Annotated in this window: 19 protein-coding genes; 5 read left to right on the top strand and 14 right to left on the bottom strand. The window is 41.0% G+C overall.

The window, feature by feature from the left end; translation table 11 throughout:
* Window positions 1-1023: a M48 family metallopeptidase gene (locus PSH41_RS15700; RefSeq protein WP_273589958.1), complete on the top strand. Its 1023-nt coding sequence runs from the start codon at window positions 1-3 to the stop codon at window positions 1021-1023.
* On the top strand, window positions 1010-1408 hold the full coding sequence (locus tag PSH41_RS15695) for a DoxX-like family protein (RefSeq protein ID WP_273589959.1): 399 nt from the start codon (window positions 1010-1012) through the stop codon (window positions 1406-1408). The genes PSH41_RS15700 and PSH41_RS15695 overlap by 14 nt, the downstream gene beginning before the upstream one ends.
* Window positions 1409-1460: 52 nt before the next feature.
* On the opposite strand, the gene speB is transcribed toward PSH41_RS15695, so the two are convergent.
* Together speB and speA are read right to left on the bottom strand one after the other, a co-directional pair.
* Window positions 1461-2384 (bottom strand): agmatinase, encoded by a 924-nt coding sequence (speB, locus tag PSH41_RS15690; protein ID WP_273589960.1) that lies wholly within the window; start codon window positions 2382-2384, stop codon window positions 1461-1463.
* A gap of 3 nt (window positions 2385-2387) precedes the next feature.
* Window positions 2388-4301 carry a biosynthetic arginine decarboxylase gene (speA, locus tag PSH41_RS15685; protein WP_273589961.1) on the bottom strand — a complete coding sequence of 638 codons (1914 nt, stop codon included), beginning with the start codon at window positions 4299-4301 and terminating at the stop codon, window positions 2388-2390.
* Between the two features lie 253 nt (window positions 4302-4554).
* On the opposite strand from speA, the gene PSH41_RS15680 reads away from it, so the two are divergent.
* Both PSH41_RS15680 and PSH41_RS15675 read left to right on the top strand, forming a co-directional pair.
* Entirely contained in the window at window positions 4555-5418 is an 864-nt protein-coding gene (locus tag PSH41_RS15680; RefSeq protein WP_273589962.1) for an alpha/beta hydrolase, read from the top strand.
* A 2-nt stretch (window positions 5419-5420) separates the two neighbouring features.
* Entirely contained in the window at window positions 5421-6026 is a 606-nt protein-coding gene (locus tag PSH41_RS15675; protein ID WP_273589963.1) for a TetR/AcrR family transcriptional regulator, read from the top strand.
* Window positions 6027-6069: 43 nt separating this feature from the next.
* On the opposite strand, the gene PSH41_RS15670 is transcribed toward PSH41_RS15675, so the two are convergent.
* The 4 genes from PSH41_RS15670 to PSH41_RS15655 form a co-directional block, all read right to left on the bottom strand.
* Window positions 6070-6402: a YnfA family protein gene (locus tag PSH41_RS15670; RefSeq protein ID WP_055253079.1), complete on the bottom strand. Its 333-nt coding sequence runs from the start codon at window positions 6400-6402 to the stop codon at window positions 6070-6072.
* Between the two features lie 120 nt (window positions 6403-6522).
* Window positions 6523-7392 (bottom strand): MYG1 family protein, encoded by an 870-nt coding sequence (locus tag PSH41_RS15665; protein WP_004588853.1) that lies wholly within the window; start codon window positions 7390-7392, stop codon window positions 6523-6525.
* A gap of 268 nt (window positions 7393-7660) precedes the next feature.
* The gene (locus PSH41_RS15660; RefSeq protein WP_004588851.1) at window positions 7661-8131 is read right to left on the bottom strand and encodes a GNAT family N-acetyltransferase; all 471 of its coding nucleotides are present in this window, start codon (window positions 8129-8131) and stop codon (window positions 7661-7663) included.
* A gap of 158 nt (window positions 8132-8289) precedes the next feature.
* Window positions 8290-10554, bottom strand: a complete 2265-nt coding sequence (locus PSH41_RS15655) for a sensor domain-containing phosphodiesterase (protein WP_273589964.1) — start codon at window positions 10552-10554, stop codon at window positions 8290-8292.
* Window positions 10555-10939: 385 nt separating this feature from the next.
* On the opposite strand from PSH41_RS15655, the gene cysZ reads away from it, so the two are divergent.
* A complete protein-coding gene (gene cysZ / locus PSH41_RS15650; RefSeq protein WP_171038581.1) occupies window positions 10940-11653 on the top strand; it encodes a sulfate transporter CysZ in 714 nt (237 codons plus the stop codon).
* Between the two features lie 49 nt (window positions 11654-11702).
* Here cysZ and PSH41_RS15645 read toward each other — a convergent pair whose 3' ends face one another.
* From PSH41_RS15645 to PSH41_RS15610, 8 genes are all read right to left on the bottom strand, one after another.
* On the bottom strand, window positions 11703-12242 hold the full coding sequence (locus PSH41_RS15645; protein ID WP_273589965.1) for a hypothetical protein: 540 nt from the start codon (window positions 12240-12242) through the stop codon (window positions 11703-11705).
* A complete protein-coding gene (locus tag PSH41_RS15640; RefSeq protein ID WP_273589966.1) occupies window positions 12243-15557 on the bottom strand; it encodes a PKD domain-containing protein in 3315 nt (1104 codons plus the stop codon).
* 17 nt (window positions 15558-15574) lie between these two features.
* The gene (rlmM, locus tag PSH41_RS15635) at window positions 15575-16660 is read right to left on the bottom strand and encodes a 23S rRNA (cytidine(2498)-2'-O)-methyltransferase RlmM (RefSeq protein ID WP_004588846.1); all 1086 of its coding nucleotides are present in this window, start codon (window positions 16658-16660) and stop codon (window positions 15575-15577) included.
* Window positions 16661-16677: 17 nt separating this feature from the next.
* Window positions 16678-17046: a DUF423 domain-containing protein gene (locus PSH41_RS15630; protein ID WP_024034182.1), complete on the bottom strand. Its 369-nt coding sequence runs from the start codon at window positions 17044-17046 to the stop codon at window positions 16678-16680.
* Window positions 17043-17678, bottom strand: coding sequence for an alpha/beta family hydrolase (locus tag PSH41_RS15625; protein WP_273589967.1), 636 nt, complete (start codon window positions 17676-17678; stop codon window positions 17043-17045). Before PSH41_RS15625 ends, PSH41_RS15630 begins: the two co-directional genes overlap by 4 nt.
* Before the next feature lie 2 nt (window positions 17679-17680).
* Window positions 17681-18577: a transcriptional regulator GcvA gene (locus PSH41_RS15620; RefSeq protein ID WP_004588843.1), complete on the bottom strand. Its 897-nt coding sequence runs from the start codon at window positions 18575-18577 to the stop codon at window positions 17681-17683.
* Between the two features lie 128 nt (window positions 18578-18705).
* Window positions 18706-19560 carry a 3-deoxy-8-phosphooctulonate synthase gene (gene kdsA / locus PSH41_RS15615; protein WP_054983446.1) on the bottom strand — a complete coding sequence of 285 codons (855 nt, stop codon included), beginning with the start codon at window positions 19558-19560 and terminating at the stop codon, window positions 18706-18708.
* Window positions 19561-19569: 9 nt separating this feature from the next.
* Window positions 19570-20823 carry a DUF819 family protein gene (locus PSH41_RS15610; RefSeq protein WP_273589968.1) on the bottom strand — a complete coding sequence of 418 codons (1254 nt, stop codon included), beginning with the start codon at window positions 20821-20823 and terminating at the stop codon, window positions 19570-19572.
* Window positions 20824-20836: the final 13 nt, after the last annotated feature.

Genomic DNA, 20836 nt, shown 5'->3' with positions numbered 1-20836 from the left:
ATGCACGTACAGGGACATTACTTCCCCAAGGCATCAAGCAATTACCAGCAAGGTGTCGCTAGCATTAGCGACACCTGTGTTGAGATTAGCTACGATGACCAGCTTATTTCAAGCCATGCAATAAGCGATATAACACTCACCTCTGGCCTAGCTGGGCTTGCTGATGAACTAAATTTTAATGATGGCAGCCGCTTTATTCCTACTGATGTAAATTATCGCTGGCCTTTTAAAGCAAATAAGCATGACCTACTAGAGCGCCTTGAAAAAAGTAAATGGGCTATTATCGCGGCCGTTATTTTTACACCGCTTTTTATGTGGTTAATGCTTTATAAAGTTGTGCCCGCTATTGCTGTTTACAGTGTTGATACTCTGCCGCGAAGTGTAGTAGAGCAAATGGGTGAACAAAGCTTTACCCTAATTGAAAAGCTCGCGCTTGATGACAGTGAGCTGCCTAATGAGCAACAAACTAAAGTACAACAACACTTTAATACCATGCTTAATGCGCTCTCGCTTGAGCCATCGGTTTATAGGTTATCGTTTTATAAATCAGAGGCCTTTGGAGCGAATGCGTTTGCAATGCCCCACGGGCGTATTGTCGTAACCGATGAGTTAGCAAATTTATTAGCCGATAAACCCAACGCACTAAAAGCCGTATTACTTCACGAAATTGGCCACGTAGTCCACCAGCATAGCGTACGCATGACTGCTCAATCGGCAGCCAGTACCATTGTACTTGCAGTTATATTTGGCGATTTAGAAGGCATAGCAGAAGTGGTACTTGGTACGGGGGCATCTTTTGCACAGCAAGGGTTTTCTCGTGATATGGAGCGCGAGGCAGATAGCTATGCACTCATTCAACTTGAGCATTTAGGGTATTCAAGCAACGACTTTGCCGATGCCATTGAAGCATTACAAGGCGCGCACACCAGCGAAAACGAACACCTTGAAAAGGTAAATAATTTGCTCGAATATTTATCTAGCCACCCAAGCGCACAAGAGCGAATAGACAATGCGAAGAAATAACCCCGGTTATATACAAATTGCTCGCTATATTGTGGGGCTGAGTTGGGTATACCACGGCTTTTTTCCAAAGCTTTATCATATTGTCCCGCTTGAAAAACTAATGACTGGTAGTGCGGGTTTTTCAGCAGAAGTGTCTGACTTAATTACACGTTCTGCGGGGATTGGCGAAATTATATTTGGATTATGCTTATTAGTGTTTTATAAAAATAAGCACATCGTTATTTTAAATATTTTAGCGCTTTTAGGGCTTTTGTTAGCGGTTGTAGTAATGCAGCCACAATTACTCATTGAAGCATTTAATCCAGTAACAACTAACCTGCCGCTGATTGGCTTAAGTTTTATTTGGTTAAAAGAAATTAAGCTGCAAAATAATCGACACCTCTAAAATAAAAAAGGTATGCCAGTGCATACCTTTTTGTAGTGCTTAACTTTTAGCGTTAATACTTATTTTTATGTGTCCACAGGTGCAATAATTCACTGGCGATTGTTGCTGCGGCAATAGCGGTAAGCTCACTTTGGTCGTACGACGGTGAAACCTCTACCACATCCATTCCGACCATATTTATGCCTTTAAGCGCGCGCAGTATTTTAAGCACTTTATCTGATGTTAAACCACCGCATACAGGTGTGCCTGTACCTGGTGCAAATACAGGGTCTAAACAATCTATATCAAACGTTAGGTAAACGGGTAAGTCGCCTACTCGCTCACGTATTTGTGCTGCTATTTCATTAGCGTGCAAATCGTTAGCTTGCATTGCATCAATCACTGCAAACTCATGCTTTGATTGGTCAAAGTCGGTGCGAATACCAATTTGGATACTGTGCTCTACATCAATCAGCCCTTCCATGGGTGCATGATAAAACATAGTGCCGTGATCAAAGCGCGAGCCATTGCTGTATGTATCAGTGTGCGCATCAAAATGAACCAGTGCCATTTTGCCATGTATCTTTGCATGCGCGCGCAATAGCGGAAGCGTTACAAAGTGATCGCCACCAAGGCCTAAAATCGTTGCCCCTTGGCGAAGTATTTGCTCTGCAGCCATTTCTAGCTGTGCCGTAAAATACTCAGGATCGCCTATCGGATAAGTAAAGTCCCCTGCATCTGCAACCGTTAAACGCTCAAACAAAGGAAATGTCCACGGGTATTTAGTGTCTTCCCAGGCTAAATGTACCGACGCACGACGTATGGCATCGGGCCCTAAGCGAGCACCGGGGCGACCCGATGTTGCTAAATCAAAGGGTAAGCCTAGTACAACGACATCTGCATCAATGGCATTAATGTTTTGCACCATAGGACGACGTAAAAACGTCATCCCGTTTGAATACAATGAGTGGTCAACATGACCAAACAAGCTAGACATTGCTTATAACTCTTCTAAATAAGTGTAGCCATTAAGGCCGCTCTGCAACTCGTCTAAAACGCTTTGCTGTTCATTTTTATCTATTTTTGCAGACACTAACTGTGCGTACGAATGTTGAAAGCTCTCAACATCTAAATGTACATAACGCATCATATCGGCTACGGTATCACCTTGGTTTATTTCACTAATACTGGCTACGCCTTGCTCATCCATATTGATAATGGCGCTGTGCGTATCGCCAAATAAATTGTGCATATCACCTAAAATTTCTTGGTACGCACCCACTAAGAAAAAGCCCATTAAGTAAGGTTTATCAGCACTGTACTCAGGCACGGGTAATGTGCTTTCAATGCCTTGGCCATCAACATAGTGCTCAAGCGCGCCGTCTGAATCACAGGTAATATCAAGTAATACAGCACGTTTTTTTGGTGCTTCGGTTAAACCACTTAATGGCAATACCGGAAACACTTGATCAATCCCCCACGCATCAGGAAGCGATTGAAAAAGCGAAAAGTTTACAAAAAACTTATCAGCTAAACGTGCGTTCAACTCGTCAATAATTGGGCGATGAAAACGGTTTTTGTTATCCATGTGTTTGTTAAGCTCATAACAAATACGTAAGTTAACTTGCTCTGCCCACGCACGCTGCGTTAAATCTAAAAGCCCAAGTGCAAACTGGTTATGCGCCTCCGCTAAATCCCCTTGGCTGTCGTGGTAAATTTCAATCAGTGCGCGGTCATCCGTTAAATCGGTTAAATGCACAAACGAGGCCCACATATTATTTAATAAAAGCGGTGCATCGCCAGCAGGCGCTACTAACTCTTCTGGCGTGTAACTTTCTGTGCCTATCACGTTTGATATAAGTACTGCATGGTGCGCCGTTAGTGCACGCCCCGACTCAGAAATAATCGTCGGCATGGGCTGCGCGTACTGCTTACAGGTATCGCCTATGGTGTACACAATATTATTTGCATACTCAGCTAAGCTGTAGTTCATTGAGTTATGCGATTGGCTGCGGGTACCATCGTAATCAATAGCTAAACCGCCCCCTACATCTAAGCACTCAATGCTTGCACCTAATTTGCGTAGCTCACAGTAAAAACGCGCGGCCTCACTTACACCTAAACGCACATCACGAATGTTTGCCATTTGCGAGCCTAAGTGAAAATGCACAAGTTGCATTAAATCAAGCTGGCCTGCCTCTTTTAAACGGTTTACTACATGCAGTACTTGCGACGCAGATAAACCAAATTTAGATTTTTCGCCGCCACTTGCTTGCCACTTACCTTTGCCTTGCGATGCTAAGCGAACGCGAATACCAATACGTGGTTTAACATTTAGCGCTTTTGCTTGGCTAAGTACCATGTCGAGCTCAGAGAGTTTTTCAAGCACTATATATACTTTGTGGCCTAGCTTTTCGCCAATCAGTGCTAAGCGCACATATTCTTTGTCTTTGTAGCCATTACATACAATTACTGCACTGGTTTTTTCTGCCAGTGCCAAAACAGTTAATAGCTCTGGTTTGCTGCCCGCCTCAAGGCCTAATTGTTTTTTTTCTAATTCGGCTTGGCTTGCTACTATTTCTTCAACTACTTCGCGTTGTTGGTTTACTTTAATTGGGTAAACTAATAGGTAATCTTTTGGATAACCATAGTTTTCAATCGCGGTATTAAACGCGCCACATAAACTGTGCACACGATGATGTAAAATTTGTGGAAAGCGCACTAAAGCCGGTAAGCTTAAGCCTTTTTCTTGAAGTTGTTTTGCAATATCTGTAAGTGCAATAGTTTGCTCTGGGGCGTGAGCCTTTGGGGCAACATACACATCACCTTGATCATTAATACCAAAAAAACCTTGGCTCCAATGACGAACATTGTAACTCGTGCGAGCTTGTTCTAGTGATGTTGTCTCTTTCATTTATCTTTCTCTTGTATTTAATGAATGCCGGTTCGGCTAGTTGCGCGCATTAAAAGAAAAATAGACTTTTAAGTCCAACAAGTATTTTTACTCGTAACGAGTGATTTTTAGTGTTGAGAGAAAAAACACCTACACCTTAGCTTTTACAGCTAACCGCCTTTAGTAAAGCAAGCTGGTTATGCGGCTAAAAAAATAAGTACAGCTGTACTTATTTTAAGATAAAATAGAACAACTGTACTTATTTGGTATAAACATGAAACAAATTTACTTTAATCAAAACAAGCCACCTAAATTTTCTAAAATAACAAAGGCTGCCACTTTTGGTCTGACCAAAACATTTCCTAAACTCAGTGCCCGCCTTGCCATGAAGGTATTTTGTAACCCGCATAGCCGACGCCAATACGAATTTAGAACATGTATACAGCCAATTAATATTAAACTTACTACCGAGCTTGGCGCTGTAAACCTGTACTATTTTAGCCTAGCGGAAAACACTAAAACGGTATTTTTATCTCATGGCTGGGCCGATAGCACTAATCGGTTTACTGCTTTAATAGATGAATTGCTTGAAAAAGGCTTTAATGTTTACTCAATTGATCACATAGGCCATGGCTATTCGCACGGCAATACCTCGCACTTATACGGGTATATGCAGGGGCTAACAGCGGCTTTTGAGTACTTTAATGGGCAAAATATTACAATTAATAGAGTCGTTACACACTCTATGGGCGGTGTTGCTTTGTTAAACTTAGCGCCTCATTATTTAGAGAATAAAAAAATTGTGATGATCTCTGCCCCTGCACAAATATTTGAAGCCATGTTCGCTAAGGTCAGGCAAGTGGGTATTTCTGAGCTCATGCTAGAAAATATGCTTAATAGGGTGTCAGACAAATATGGTATTAACTGGCAAAACCTTCACCCTGATCATTCAAAAAATAAAATTAACGAAAACATGCTGTTTATTCATGATAAAAATGACTCAGTGGCAAGCTTTGAGGCAATAAAATTATTAACAGAGAACACACCCGCAACACTTGTGGCCACACAAGAGCTGGGGCACGTGCGCATTTTAAAAAGCCAATACGTGTACGACCAAATAACACGCTTTATGGATTAACGATGAAAAAAAGTGAGAGCACTAAACGCAATATTTTGCACAAAGGAATGGCCTATGCGGCTGCACATGGTTTATATAGCTTGTCGATAGGAAAAATAGCGGCAGTGACTAACATGTCGCGTACTGGGGTGATCTCACACTTTGCCAATAAAGAAGATATGCAAGTGGCTATTTTGGCCTACACCGAAGAAGAGTTTAGAAAACTGGTTGTTGATATATCTGTTGATGAAGATGCGTTAATTCATTTAAATAATTTTCAGCAACGCTGGCTTGAGTGGCTCAATTTTTTAGATACGGTATCGCCTGGTAAGCAGGCAAGTTGCCCGCTCATTAAAGCGTCGGTAGAGTTTAAAGCAAGCCCGAACTGTTTGGTAAGGCAGTTTATGCAAGACCAACACTTAAAAATGATTAACTACCTCACTAAACTTGCAGTTAACTGCCAAGCACAAGGCTACTTTAGCCAAGACAAAGAGCCGAGCATTTTTGCGTATGAGTTTTATGGCTTATATACCGGGCATGTTGTACAAACAAGCTTAATAGATAATCCAGCTTTAACGCTTACTTATAAAAAAGTAGTTGGCAATTTAATTGCACGATATATGCGTTAACAGTGGCCTGTAAGGCGTTTTTCGCCTTAATATGGCTTAATTTTTATGCGCTTTTAGGTGCAAAAATAATAATAGCCATGCCCAGTAAGGCAACCGCCCCGCCCACTACATCCCACATTGTAAGCTTTACGCCATCAACTGCCCATAACCACAGTAAAGCCACGCATATGTACACACCGCCATACGCGGCATACACCCGTCCAGCGGCTGCGGGGTGTAACGTTAGCAACCATGCGAATAGCGCTAAACTGAATGCTGCAGGTATTAAAAGGAATATGGATTTATCTTCTTTAAGCCAAAGATAAGGTAAGTAACAGCCAATAATTTCTGCCAGTGCGGTAATAATAAATAGCGCGATAGTTTTTACTTCAAACATAAAACCTCACGTGATTTAAATAACGAGAGCATAATGAAGCTAAGTAACTGCATACTAGTTACTTAGCTAAATAGTACTAATTTGGGTAAAAAAATTTTACCCATATTTAAGTAAAACAGGTTACTCAGCTAGGGCCACGTCGGCCAGCTTCATTGTACTTTCGAACGATTTAGTACCGGCTATAAATAAACCATTGTGGCAAAATACAGCGTCGTCTAAGCCTGTTTCAGCTTGGAACTCTTCATCAGATAAACCAGCCCACGCTTTAGGCAGTGACTTTCTGTCTTCAAACGAGCCGGGCTCTACTGGTACAGTTTGAATAATCCATTGGCCGTTTTGCGAAGGGTAAACCATAAATAAAGCGTCGCTTGATAAATGGTGTACTGTTTTTTTCCATGGTGTGTATTTTTCTAAAATAATCACGCGGGGATCTTTTGCCTCTTCTATTGCTTTTGCAACAATATCTTTGGCGTTAATGCTTCCTTTTGCTGAGGCAATAAAACGGGTTAATAAACGCGCTGCAAATTCAACCGCTTCATCAAAGCATTCATCAAAGTTGCCTTCCTCTTCCCATGTTGGATTAAACATAGAAAGCGTTTGGCTAAGCGTTATGCCCTCAACCACACCTTTAACGTAACCACAATCTATGGCATCAATTGTAGAGACTAAACCAGCGTCAACTCTATCAGCCACCGCTTGGTTATTATCACAAAGTGCTAAACCATACTTTTTCCAAATTAAGCCAAATGACGAGTATGGCGTGCCATTTTCGCGCTCGCCTGCGCCGCCGCGTTGGTGGTGATCAAAGCGTCCTGTGTCAGGGTTGTATTCGCCACCTACATCAACAACAATATCGGCACTTTCTATTACTGCTTTATCGCGGGTTCGTACCAAGTTAAAGGCAGGCAATACATGCTTAAGTACCGCAATACTAAACACGTCATCGGCATGGAAATTACCACTGTGGGTTACTACTGTTAAATCGCTCATTGGTTTTGGGCTACTTTTAAAAAAGATAAAATTCTCACTTATGAAGTGCTAAATAAAGGTTTATACCCGTTTGCTTAATCAAGTAATTTATTTTGAAGCAAAAAAGCTTGTTTATAGCCAGGTTTTGCCTCTTAAAATCATTAAGTATTACTGTGCACAGGTATTAAATATACGTGGCGAATTTTATACGAAGATAGCAGTGAAAAACAGTGAAGTATTTTTTGCGCCTACAGAGTCAGTTATAGGCACACAGTAGTAAATAGCTTATTTATTCTGGCTCAGGGCTCAGGGCAAGCTCCATAAATACACTTTGTGGGTTATCTTGATACGAGCCAAAGCTTGCACAGCGCGCAAAACCTAAATCTTCATATAAACTAATTGATTCGGTTTGCTTTGGGCCTGTTTCTAATCGGATAAGTGGAATTTTTGTTTCGCCGGCGTAATGCAGTAAGTTTTGCATTATGCGTCTTGAAAAACCTCTACCACGGTAACTTGGTTTTACGTATAAACGCCTTATTTCGCCATATAGCGCGCCGTCATTTTGCTTAACAATAGCGCCACAGGCAATAATGCCATCTTCGTTTTTTAAACCAATTGCGTAAACGTTGTCTTTGCTTAATTCTTCTAATTTGAGAGATTGGGCTGTAGCCACGGGGTATAAGGAGTTTATCAGTCTATCTATATCTGCAAACACATTAACTACATCAGGATCCTTAGGGGTTAATTCGACTAACTGCATCTCTTGTCGTCCATTTTATTATTTTGAATCGTTATAGTGGCTTCATAATATATACTTAATACGCGTGTTCCTAGTGTTGTTTAAACAAAATGTTTTAATAAGGTAAAAATAGCTTTATTAAAACGTTAGCTTAATTTACAAAAACGACGCACAGCCTGCTAAGCACTTAGGCTTTGCTTTTTTAATTGATGGGCATGCCACTTAATATAGTTACTGGCATTCATAGGTTTTGCGACTAAATAGCCTTGTATACAATCTGCATTGAGCAAGTTTAGTAACTCAAATTGCGCCTCTTGCTCTACACCTTCGGCAACAACGGTAATGTCTAAACTTTTGCCCAGGCTTATAATCGTATTAACAATATTAAAGCCTTTGCCTTTATCTAAAATCTTATCGATAAAGCTTTTATCAATTTTTATTTCCTGAACGGGGAACGCATTTAAATGGGCTAAACAGGAATACCCTGTACCAAAGTCGTCAATAGAAAACACAAAACCTTGTTCTTGTAGCTCCGTCATTTGCTTTATTGTGCTGTCAATATCGCCCGATAGCATGGTTTCGGTGATCTCAAGTTTAATATGCTGCGGTTTTATGTTGAACTCTTTAATTGTAGAGCAGAGCTCACGGGTAAGCTGCGCAGAATTAAACTGTATATGACTAATATTTATAGATACGCTAAAGTGCTCATCTATCATGTTTTTTTCATTAAGTTGATTAATAAGGCTGCATATATTGCGAAGCACTATGTTTTGCAGTTTTTGAATCAGGCCATATTGCTCTGCAATAGGAATAAACTGATTAGGCGCAATAACCCCTTTATTAGGGTGTATCCACCTTATCAGGGCTTCTGCACCTACTATCTTTCCTTGCATACTAATTTGCGGCTGAAAATACGCACAAAATTCGTTATTAGCGATTGCTCTTACAATATCCGTTTCTAATTCGGCTTGGTTTTCGAGTAAAGTTTGCAGTTTAGGGTCATAAAAGCTGCAGCTATTGCCACCTTTTGCCTTAGAGCGGTACATGGCAGTATCTGCAAATTTTAATATGTTATCGGTGGCTGTGTGCTCTTCATTAATTAAGCAAATACCTATACTGCAGCTAACTTGAAATGCCAGCTCCCCTATTGCAAACTTATCATTAAACACGCCTTGTACTTTTTTAGCGACTATTTCGGATTCAATACAGGCTTGGTGATTATGCTCGCCAATGTATTCGAGTAAAATAATAAATTCATCACCGCCCACTCTAGCTAAAGTATCAGATGATCGTATTACGCCACCTAAGCGTTTTGCTAATTCTATTAATACTTGATCTCCGGCGCCGTGGCCTAATGAATCATTTATTCTTTTAAAGTTATCAACATCTAAAAACAGTAATGCGCCCGTTTTTTTGGTGCGTTTAATACGCTCTGCACACTTTGCTAGGCTGTCGCTGAGCATTCGTCTATTAGGGAGCCCTGTTAGTGGATCAAAAAACGCAAGCCGTTGAACTTCTTGCTCGGCTTTTTTGCGAAGGGTCACATCTCTTGCCATCCACACTACGTGCTTAAGTTCTGGTTTTTCTGGCTGGTAGTTAGTAAGTGCAGCCGCTCTTCCTTCAAAGGTTATGTGGCCTTTGGGCACGGCTAAATCGTACTCAAATATTTGCATTTCATTGGTGCGAATGGTTTTTTTAATAATCCCCATGATCATGTCGGCATCTTTTTTTGGGAACAAGTCTTGCACATTTTGACCAATTAAGTCGGTGGGCGATTCAAGTAATAAGTCACTCGAGGTACCGTAAATATCGGTATAGACGCCCTCTTCGTTCAAAATCAAAATAAGATCGGGCATCACTTGCGTAAATGCTTTAAATTTTTCATTACTTTTTTGCAGGTCTGCCACTAGCTGCCTAGCTTTGAGCGACTCTGCGTTTTTTTCTAGTGCTATGCTAGAAAAATGTACAAAATAGTCAATGAGTTCTAAATCTTGCTGTGTAGGTGCTTTAGGGGTGCCGTGGTAAATAGCAAAAGTGCCTAATATTTCATTGGTGGTTGAAATAACCGGGGTTGACCAACAAGAATATAAACCGTACCTGTGCGCTAAATCTTTGTAATCTTCCCACAAGGGCGAAAGGTCAATATTTTGCGCAATAACTCGCTCATTTTTATAGGCTGCGGTGCCACAAGACCCTACATTCGGGCCTATAAATACACCATTAATTGCCTTTAAATATTCATCATCAATATTTGGGGCAGCACGATGAAATAACTGATTACCTGTTAAAGACAGTATTGAGCATCTTGCAGAGCTGTCTTCAATAACTTGCTCTATAGCTAAACAAATATCTTGTAAAACATCGTCTAAGGCAATGCCTAACGCGATTTTAGATAATATATCCTGCTGGTGAGATAACAATTGTTTTAGTTTTGCAGTATTCATACTTCACCATGCATCTAGGTACTTTTATGTTGCTACGCACTTTAAAAAAGTGCAGTGCATCAACAAATTCCTGCTCTTAGTTCATATATTTAAAATGAGTATAGTTAATAAACTTACAGCGCGAGTTTTATTATTACTATTATGGAAATTGTTTTTAATAAAAAAGCTAAAAAACAACTTTAGTATGCGTTAAGCCTACATTGTTTTGCAACAAAAAATAAACATCCGTAACAAAAACAATCCAGCCAACACACTCTAAAACTTTTTAAAAATTTTGCAGGTTTAACACTTTGTTACTTAAAAAGGCTGTTCAAAATTATCAGTCTAATTATACTGCATCCAGATATGAGTCTTTTTTGAGGTTACTGTGCAGATCATACAAGGTATGGAATATTTTTTTTCAGGCTTTAAATTAATTAGTCAAAAAGGCCTTAAGCGCTTTGTGCTTATTCCACTTTTACTTAATATTTTATTGTTTGGTAGTTCATTATTCTTTTTATTTGGTTGGTTAAGCGACAGCTTTAATTATATAAACAACATGTTACCTGAGTGGCTAAGCTGGCTTGAATGGTTAATGTGGCCCCTTGCCGTGCTTGTGGTGCTATTTAGTTACAGCATGCTATTTACGGTAATAACCAACTTTATTGCGGCCCCTTTTAACGGACTACTCAGCGAAAAAGTAGAGCTTTATTTAACGGGTCAAAAAATAAATGACGACGGTTTTGCTGATTTAGTAAAAGACATTCCACGCATGGTAGGCAGAGAGTGGACAAAGCTTTGCTATTACTTACCCCGCGCTATTGGCTTTTTTATTTTACTGTGGATTTTACCCGTTATTGGACAAGTGTTATGGGTTTTATTTACATGTTGGATGTATGCTGTGCAATACAAAGATTTTGCCTTCGATAACCATAAAGTAGGCTTTAAGCAAATGAAAGACGATTTAAAGTCTAAACAAGGTTTATCTTATGGCTTTGGCTTTGCTGTTATGCTGCTCACTGCAATCCCATTTATTAACCTAATTGTTATGCCCGTTGCTGTGTGTGGCGCTACTCGTTTGTGGGTAGATAATTATCGCTCTAAATACCGAGCGGGCTAAATAACACTACGGCAAATAATAAAAGCACCTTTTGGTGCTTTTATTTTATCTATATCAACTTAAGTGCAGTGTAATTTAGTCTAGCGCGCCTTGGCAGTGCTGCATTTTTTTCATCTTGTAAAGTAAACGCTGTGATCACTATCGAGAATAACTGCTTTTTAAAAGTAATGTTAATGACTTCGCCTATTTTAGTTTTATAAGTGTGTTGCTGATTAAACAGTTTAAGTTCACCGTTTGCTAATTGCTCAACATACAAATAGGGGGTGTGCAAAGGCAGTTTTAACCTTATAACATTTAAACTGCTTTGCTCCTGTACTGCAATCCACGCCCCATCTTTATAAAGCGTATTAAAACGCGTTATGCCCTCGGGCTGAAGTACAGAGTCGTTTTGTATTAAACACGTGCTACACCCGTTTACTCGCCTTTGCTGCCAATTTACTGGCTTGTTATTATAATAAAGCGCATCAGTTAGTAACCATTCACTACTATGGCTACTACTGGCTTTATTAATAGCGCCTTGGCTACAGGCAGCAACTAAACAAATAATAGCTCCTTGTAAAAGTGCAGCTTTTATAAATCGGTAGCTCATTTAGCGCTCTTTGATTGCTTTAATTTGGTTAATTATAGCCTCGCTTGGCGCTGCTTCTTTTATATAGCTAGGCAATGAAACAGAAACAGCGTGAACACGCTGCTGTTGATACAGCTTATGGCTCATCGTACTTGCCACACCAAATCGGTTACCTGCACTTTGTGAGTAAAACTGTAAGTTAATCATGCTCCACTCATCGGTATCCGTTAATACAGTAATTTGCGAGTCTTGGTTTGCATCAAAGTTAGTTAATGTATCGCCTAAAATTGCATTACAATTATAATCGACCGCCTCAGAGCCAGCCCTGTTTAATCCTGCGCTTTCATCAATAGCACTTTCATTTATATTTGCAGCGCTGCCGTTTGAATAATCAATGATAAAATCATCCGTTGATCCTGTTTGATTATTAGTATTTGGCACAAGGTCGCAGTTAATGTTGTTGGTATAAAACCGGTCGTAATAACGGTCACCTTCGTTATTACCTATGGTTGCGAGCCCCGTTAATTGATATAGATAATTCATTGAGCTTAAATGATTTGGCTTAAAGTTCACTTCTTCGTCGCCGCCATGATAAAGCCCTAAATTATGCCCCAACTCATGAAAAATAGTAGACGCTTGGTAATTGTTCGTCACATTTTGTGATGTTTGATCATCAACCGATAACCCCCATCCGCCCATAGTCAGCATTAGGTCATTACCATTTATTTCGGCAATACCTGAGCCGCTAATGCTGCCATCTTCGTTACCACTGTTTGCCATTAATAAATAATGAAAAATTGGGCGGCGCGTTGTATCGGCATATTCCATTTTATAGGCAAATAAATTAGCGGTACCTTGGTCATATTCAAAGGGCGTGTAGCTGTTAAACGGTACGGTTGTACCGCCTCCTAAATCAAAGTTAGCGGTGGAAATACCTGTGCTTTGGTCAAACAAATCGCCTACATCAAAATGCACTGTATAACCGTTACTTGCAAATACGCTCACTACTTTTTCTAATGCTGTACGCTGTGGCGTAATACCTATATCGGTACTGTCCATATAATCAATTTCTATAAATATATCTTTTTGATTTTCCCGCGCACCCCATTCATATAAAGGCAGCCCGCCAAACGTTGCGCCTTCTTGCTCACTGCAATCTGGGATCCCATCTAAATCTGTATCGGTATCACAGCTAATATCATTTTGCCCTGCCGGCGTATTAAACACTGAGTAAACCCAATCACTTGCTTGATTAGTATCTGTTGCATTAAGCGCACGTTTTAAGCTTGACCCTTGTTCGGCCTGCATTTGAGGTGCGTTATCGCCTTGCCATTGCGTGGCACTAACCGGTTGCTGGGTAGAATTACCAAATTTAACAAAGTCGATTGTTTGTGTGGCGGCGCTATTTAATAACTCTGCAAAGCCATTTATATACCAGTAAGGACGTAGCGCATCGCTTTGGTTACCCACCAGCACAATTTTAGGGTTATTAAGTGCCGCGCTTGCTAAAAACTCATCACCAAAACGACTTTGCAGTAAAATATAACTGCCGTTTTCTAATACTTTGTTGGGTAATGTAAATACTTGCTCTGCGCTCACTGAGCTATCAAGCATATTAATTGCGCGCGTTTTTAATGAATAGTTTTGTAAATTAACAGCCTCTCCTGTGCCGTTATAAATCTCTACCCAGGGCGTATCATTAGTAAATTGCACCGATATGAGTTCGGTTATTTTTAAATCTTGGGTTGAGGTGGTAAATTCACTCACTTGGCCTGCTGTCGCAGCAGTACCAAAAAAATTAACTAATTGGTCATTTACACGCACTTTGTAAAGCGTGTTTTCTGAAAAATCAGCGCTTAAGTTAACGTTTTTAAAATAGCCACTCGTCTCATCAGGCGCACCAGATACGCTCTCTACATTAAGTGCAACACAGCTTGCAAAATCATCACTTGATACCTGAACACTGCCTTCGCAGCTCCCCGCGCTACTATTTACGGTTAACGAACTGCTCAGCATCACATCTGAAAACGTAATGCTAATGGGGGTGTCAACCAGTACCGGTTCATCTGCTCCATTAGGCGTTATTTCTGTCACCGTTGCAGCGCTGGTATCAATAATTGTCGTATTAAGTAAAAAGTTTGTGCTGTCTTCACCATCACTAGCAGTCAGTGTATAGCTTTTTGCAGAAATACTATTTACAGGCGGTGTATAGCTAAAGCGCAGCGCTTGGGCATCAATAACGCTCACCTGCGCCCCTTCTAGGTCATCTGGAAAAGTAATTTGTACCGTATCGCCATCGGCATCATTTACCGTCAAATTAAATTCAGCACTTAAGTTATATTGCACCTCGACGGTTACATCGTCTGCCACAGGCGGATTGTTAGGCGGCACCACAATCACCGTTTTTTGGGCGCTATTAGTAGCATCGTCGTTATCTCTAACGGTGGCTAAAAAGGTAATATTGGTATTTTGAGCAACTGTTGGAGCATTAAACGTAATGCTGGAGTCGGTTTGCGTAAATTCGACCACGGGGCCGTTTGTTTGCTGCCAGCTTAGCTCGCTAATGGTGCCATCGCTGTCCTGCGCTGTAGCTGTTATTGTCACTGACTCATTTTGCATTGCCTCGTCAGGCCCAGCTAAGGTAACACTAGGTGCGCTATTTAATTGCGTAATAAGTACTGTCGCACTGCTTTGTACAGTGCCCCCGGCATTGTCGGTTACAGTAACACTAAAACCAAGCGTTTCATTTTCACTTACATTTGGGGCGGTAAAGCTTAATTCACCTTCAGTTTGGCTAAATTCGATGGAGGAGCCAGCAGATTGTACCCACACTATGGCGCTAATTGTGCCATCTATGTCTTGTGCATTAGCAATTAAACTAACTTGGTTATTAGCCAGTGCACTGCTTGGGCCTGTAATATTAACTGTGGGAGGCGTATTTTGAACCGTGATAGTCCCAGAGAACACTTGCTCTGTAGTGGCGCCGTCATTATCGGTTACTAGCACCGAAAAGCTAAAATCAGTGTCGCTTTCTACACTGGGGGCCGTTACTGTGAGTATATTGCCATTAGCTGTAAAGGTAAATTCAGGCCCCGACAGCTGCTGCCATTGATAACTAGAGACTTGCCCGTCGCTATCGCTTGCCTGAGCCGTAATAGTAAAGGTTTGGTTAGCAACAATAACGCTGCTGCTTACATCAACACTTACAGTAGGGGCGGTATTGCCAGTTGAGCCACTATCGGTGGCGTCACTATCGCTGCCACCGCCGCCGCAACCGGCTATTAAAAGTGATAAAAAAAGTAATCCTAGCCATTTATAAACATTATTTAATACCACTTTTATGCCTCTATGATTTAGCTATACAAATTTTGGGGCACCTTAACAACGTTTAAATGAACGGTAATTTCCTCACGATCATGATACAAATGCTTAGCTTGCAACTCATAGGTTATACCGTACTTAGTAAGCTCTTCTTTGATCATCGTTAGGCATTCATAAACACTATCAAAGCGTTTTTTCATAGGCAGCTTTAAATTAAATATCAGCTCTTTGGCGTATGCATTTACTGCCCAGTCAATCATTAGATTAGTCACTTTGGTTGGTTTTTCCACCATATCGCACACTAACCAGTTAATATTTCTTTTTTCTGGGCGGTATTTAAAACCATCGGCTCTAAAGTGTTTAACTTGGCCTGTTTCCATCAAACTATCATTCATTGGGCCATTATCTATTGCGCTAACAAACATCCCTCTGCGTACTAATTGATAGGTCCAACCGCCTGGGCAAGCGCCTAAATCAACCCCTCGCATGCCTGGTTGTACTCGCGCTTCTCGCTCTTTTTCAGGGATAAAAACATTAAAGGCTTCGTCAAGTTTTAACGTTGAGCGGCTCGGTCCGTCACTTGGCATACGTAAACGTAAAATGCCCATAAAAAACGGCGAATTATTATAACTATACGAATACCCTACATACGCGGCATTGTTTGCTAAAAATAGTACATGCATTACCGGGCGGTTTGCCTTTGGCTCACGTAATACCGTGTTTTGCTTTTCGAGTGCTTTTTTTAACGGCGTTGATATTTTTTTACAAAAGGTCAGTAGCTCTTTGCCTTCGTTAGTATCGGGAGTTTCTACGCGCAATTCACTACACAAAGGAAAATCCTTTGCGGCTTCTTTTAATGCAGTGACCCTATCTTCTACCGGCATATTTTCGATTAACGTGCCAGCAAACCACTGGCGCGCAAATACCATATTTTTAAAGTCGACCTTTTTGATTATTTCGTCGCTGTGTTGCGCTTCAAAACATTCATAAATCACGTAGCCGGTATTTGGTTTGGCTTTTACATAGCCGGCAAAACCTTGCTCGGCAGCATGAAACGTTATTTCAGCAGCCGCATCGTTTTCAAAACCACTACGACAATAAATCACAACACTAGACATATTAACCCTTAAACTCTTTAAAACTTAAATCGTGCAACTTGCACTAAAATAACAACCCAACCAATTATAAAACATAACCCACCTAATGGGGTTATTGGGCCTAACCACTTCATGCCGCTTAGGGCTAGTAAATATAAACTGCCACTAAAAAGCAGTGTACCGGCAATAAAAAAACCTCCCGCCACGGTTAAATTAATACCCCACTTAATAAGAATCGCCACGGCTATAAGCGCTAAACCATGCACCATTTGATACTCAGCGGCGGTTTTAAATACCCCGAGTGAATACTCAGTTAAACGACTTTTTAAACCATGCGCGGCAAACGCCCCTAACATAACCGACAGCATGCAAAAAAAGCTGCCCGTGAGTAAAAATAATTTAATCATAATTGCTCAACTCTATTGGCTATAAATTTACTTGCTTCAAGCGCTGCAGTTTCACGGTTTTGCAGCTCGCTCACACCACTTTTTCTGCGTGGTTTGAGTGAATGGTCGCCATCGCTAAGCCACACATAGCTTGGCTGTTTTGGCATAGAAAGCGTTTTAAGCTCTTCACGGGTGCCAAAGGTATCTCGTTCACCTTGTAAGACTAAAAACGGGCAAGGTATGTCTGCAAAATGATCGGTGCGTAGCTTATCTAGCTTACCGGGCGGATGAAACGGATAGCCAAACGCTAATACACCTGCAATCGGTTGTGTAGAGCTACAAGCAAGCATAGATGCCATCCGCCCGCCCATCGACTTGCCGCCAATAAATAACGGTAAATTAGGTTGCGCATTTGTTAGTACTTGCTCGTAATAAGCTAACAGTTTAGGGGCTCGCTCTGGGGGTCTACGTTTTTGTGTTTGTTTAGCAATTTGCATGTATTCAAAATCAAATAAACCTACATCAATACCCTGCGCACTAATGAGTTTAGCCATATGCTGCATAAAATCAGAATCTGATCCAGCTCCGGCACCATGTGCAAATATAAACTGTGCAATAGCCGGCTGCGTTGCGCTTTTAAACCATTCAATCATTATTAATACTCTTGTTCTTGTTCAACTAAGCTCAGCATCCAATCTTTAAACGAAACTATTTTACCCAGCTCTGTTTGCGACTCTCTTATCACTAAGTAATACGCGTTTTTACTCTCTAAGCTGTGGCTAAATGGGATCACTAAACGGCCCGCGTCAATATCGGGTTTGGCAAGCACACTATTGCCTATTGCTACACCTTGGCCGTGTACCGCGGCTTGGAGCACCATTGATGAGTGGCTAAATATAGGGCCTTGATTCACTTGTACATTACGTACACCCGCCGTTTTCATCCAGGTTTTCCAATTACGGCGCGTGGTATCGTGTAACAAAGTGTGCTGCGCTAAGTCACTCGGTTGATTAAGCGGTTTATGCCCGCTTAATAACAGTGGGCTACATAACGGCACTAAATACTCGGTGTGCAATTTGTAAGTTTGAACTCCACTCCAGTGGCCTCGGCCGTAGTAAATAGCAATATCTACATCATCGGTTAACGAGTTTTCGTCTTGGTCTTGCGCTTTTATACGCACATCGATTTCGGGGTGGAGTTCGTTAAATAAACTTAATCGAGGTACCAACCACTGAATTGCAAAACTCGGGGTTAAACTTACGGTAAGCGAGCCTTTTGCACCGCGAGCAAGTAGCTTTTCGGTGGCATCTATCAGCTGGGTAAAAATCTCTTTAATATCTAAAAAGTAGCCTTGGCCTTCTTCGGTTAATAATAACGAGCGATTTTTACGTAAAAACAATTTTAAGCCTAAATGCTCTTCAAGTGTTTTAATTTGATGGCTCACTGCCGCTTGCGTTACATACAGCTCTTCTGCTGCTTTAGTAAAGCTTAAATGACGTGCCGCGGCTTCAAAAGCTTTAAGTGCGTTTAATGGGGGGACTCGTCTTGACATAGTAACCAAGCTTAGAATTAGTTTTTCTTATGCGTAAGATTATATACAGCATCGTTGTGTGTGTATATTAATGGAATAAAAAAAGCGACCTAAGTCGCTTTTTAACTATTACCTAAATAGGTGTTAAATTATAAATCGCTTGCGCTTGTATCAAGTGGTGCAAAGCTTTTAATTAAATCATCTACCGCTTTCATTTGCGATAAGTACCCTTCCAACTTGCTAAGTGCTAATGCACATGGACCATCACACTTTGCTTCATTAGGGTTAGGGTGCGCTTCAATAAATAGGCCCGCAATGCCCAGTGCCATGCCGCTGCGAGCAAGCTCGGCAGCTTGTGCACGGCGTCCATCAGCAGAGTCTGCTCGCCCGCCTGGGCGCTGTAGTGCATGAGTGGCATCAAAAATAACTGGTGCCATGGCTTTCATGTCATCCATACCTAGCATATCAACAACTAAGTTGTTGTAGCCAAAGCTTGAGCCGCGCTCACACAGTGCAACATTATCATTACCTGCTTCATTAAATTTAGTAATGATATGACGCATTTCGTGCGGTGCTAAAAACTGTGGTTTTTTCACATTAATAATGGCACCCGTTTTTGCCATAGCTACCACTAAATCGGTTTGGCGTGCTAAAAATGCAGGTAACTGAATTACATCAACCACTTCAGCAACAGGCGCTGCTTGGTGTGGTTCGTGCACGTCGGTTATAAGCGGGATATTAAAGGTATTTTTAATCTCTTCAAATATTTTTAAGCCTTCTTCCATACCAGGGCCGCGGTAAGAATTTATTGATGAGCGATTCGCTTTATCAAACGAGGCTTTAAATACATAAGGAATATTTAATTTAGACGTTACTTCTACATAGTGCTCTGCAATGCGCATTGCTAAATCGCGCGACTCTAAAACATTCATACCACCAAATAATACAAATGGTTTGTCGTTTGCCAGCTCAATATTATTAATATTAATTACTTGGTTGTTCATTTAAATTCCTTAAGGTGCAACTGCTTGCATCATTAATCCACAAATGTAGGCCATATATGTACCTACACCATACCCTAGTACAGCTAATAAAACGCCCACTGGCGCAAGCGAAGGGTGAAACGCAGAAGCCACCACAGGCGCCGACGCAGCGCCGCCAACGTTAGCTTGCGAGCCCACCGCCATATAAAATAACGGGGCTTTTATTACTTTGGCTACAATCAGCATTAAACTTGCGTGTGTTAGCATCCAAATAGCCCCAATTAAAAATAACCCAGGGTTACTAAATATAGCGGTTACGTTCATATGTAAGCCAATTGATGCCACTAAAATATATAAAAAGCTTGAAGCCACTTTTGATGCGCCAAACGCTTCTATTTGCCTTACTTTAGTAAATGATAAACTAATACCAATAGTGGTTGAAATAACAATTAGCCAAAAGAATTTACTGTTTAAGCTGTACTCTTTAGCCCACGCGTAATTGTTTGCAAAAAACGGCCCTAAAAAGTCGGCACAAAAATGAGCAAGCCCCGTTATACCAAATGCTATGGCAATAATGGTCATGTAGTCATTGAGTGTCGGCATGCGGGCATGCTCTGCATGGTATTGCTCAACACGGTTTTTTAAATCTTCTATGGCGGTTGTATCAGCCCCTGTTGCGGCATCAATTTTTTTATGGTTTGCGGCCATTAGTAATAAAACAGCCATCCAAATATTCGCCACAATCACATCAACGGTCACCATAACCGAGAATATATCGCCGCCCACTTCAAACATTTCTTTCATTGAAGCTTGGTTAGCGCCGCCGCCAATCCAGCTGCCGGCAACCGTTGTCATACCGCGCCAAACAGCATCTGGGCCGTGGCCGCCTACTAAATCAGGGCTAAATACACTAACCACTAAAATAGATAAAGGCCCACCAATCACAATACCCAGCGTGCCCACTAAAAACATAATTAGCGCTTTGGGGCCTAAATTAATAATCGCTTTTAAATCAATACTAATGGTAAGTAAAATTAAACATGCTGGCAGCAAATAGCGCGAAGCAACATAGTAAACATTTGAACTATGTCCATCTACAATGCCAAACGTATTGAGTAAAGAAGGTAAAAAGTAACACAGCAATAATGCTGGTACATATTTATAAAATGCTTTTAGTTTGGGGTTTTCGCTGCTAGAGGTTTTAAAAATGAACCCTAAAATTACAGCAAGCAAACCCAGTACAACAGCATCATTAGTAATTAATGTAGTGTGAGTATCAGCCATATTTGTTCCTATT

Origin of the sequence: Pseudoalteromonas sp. CST2 (genome assembly GCF_028599385.1) — a bacterium.
Classification (GTDB): domain Bacteria; phylum Pseudomonadota; class Gammaproteobacteria; order Enterobacterales; family Alteromonadaceae; genus Pseudoalteromonas; species Pseudoalteromonas atlantica.
This window is presented reverse-complemented; position numbering and strand designations above follow the sequence as displayed.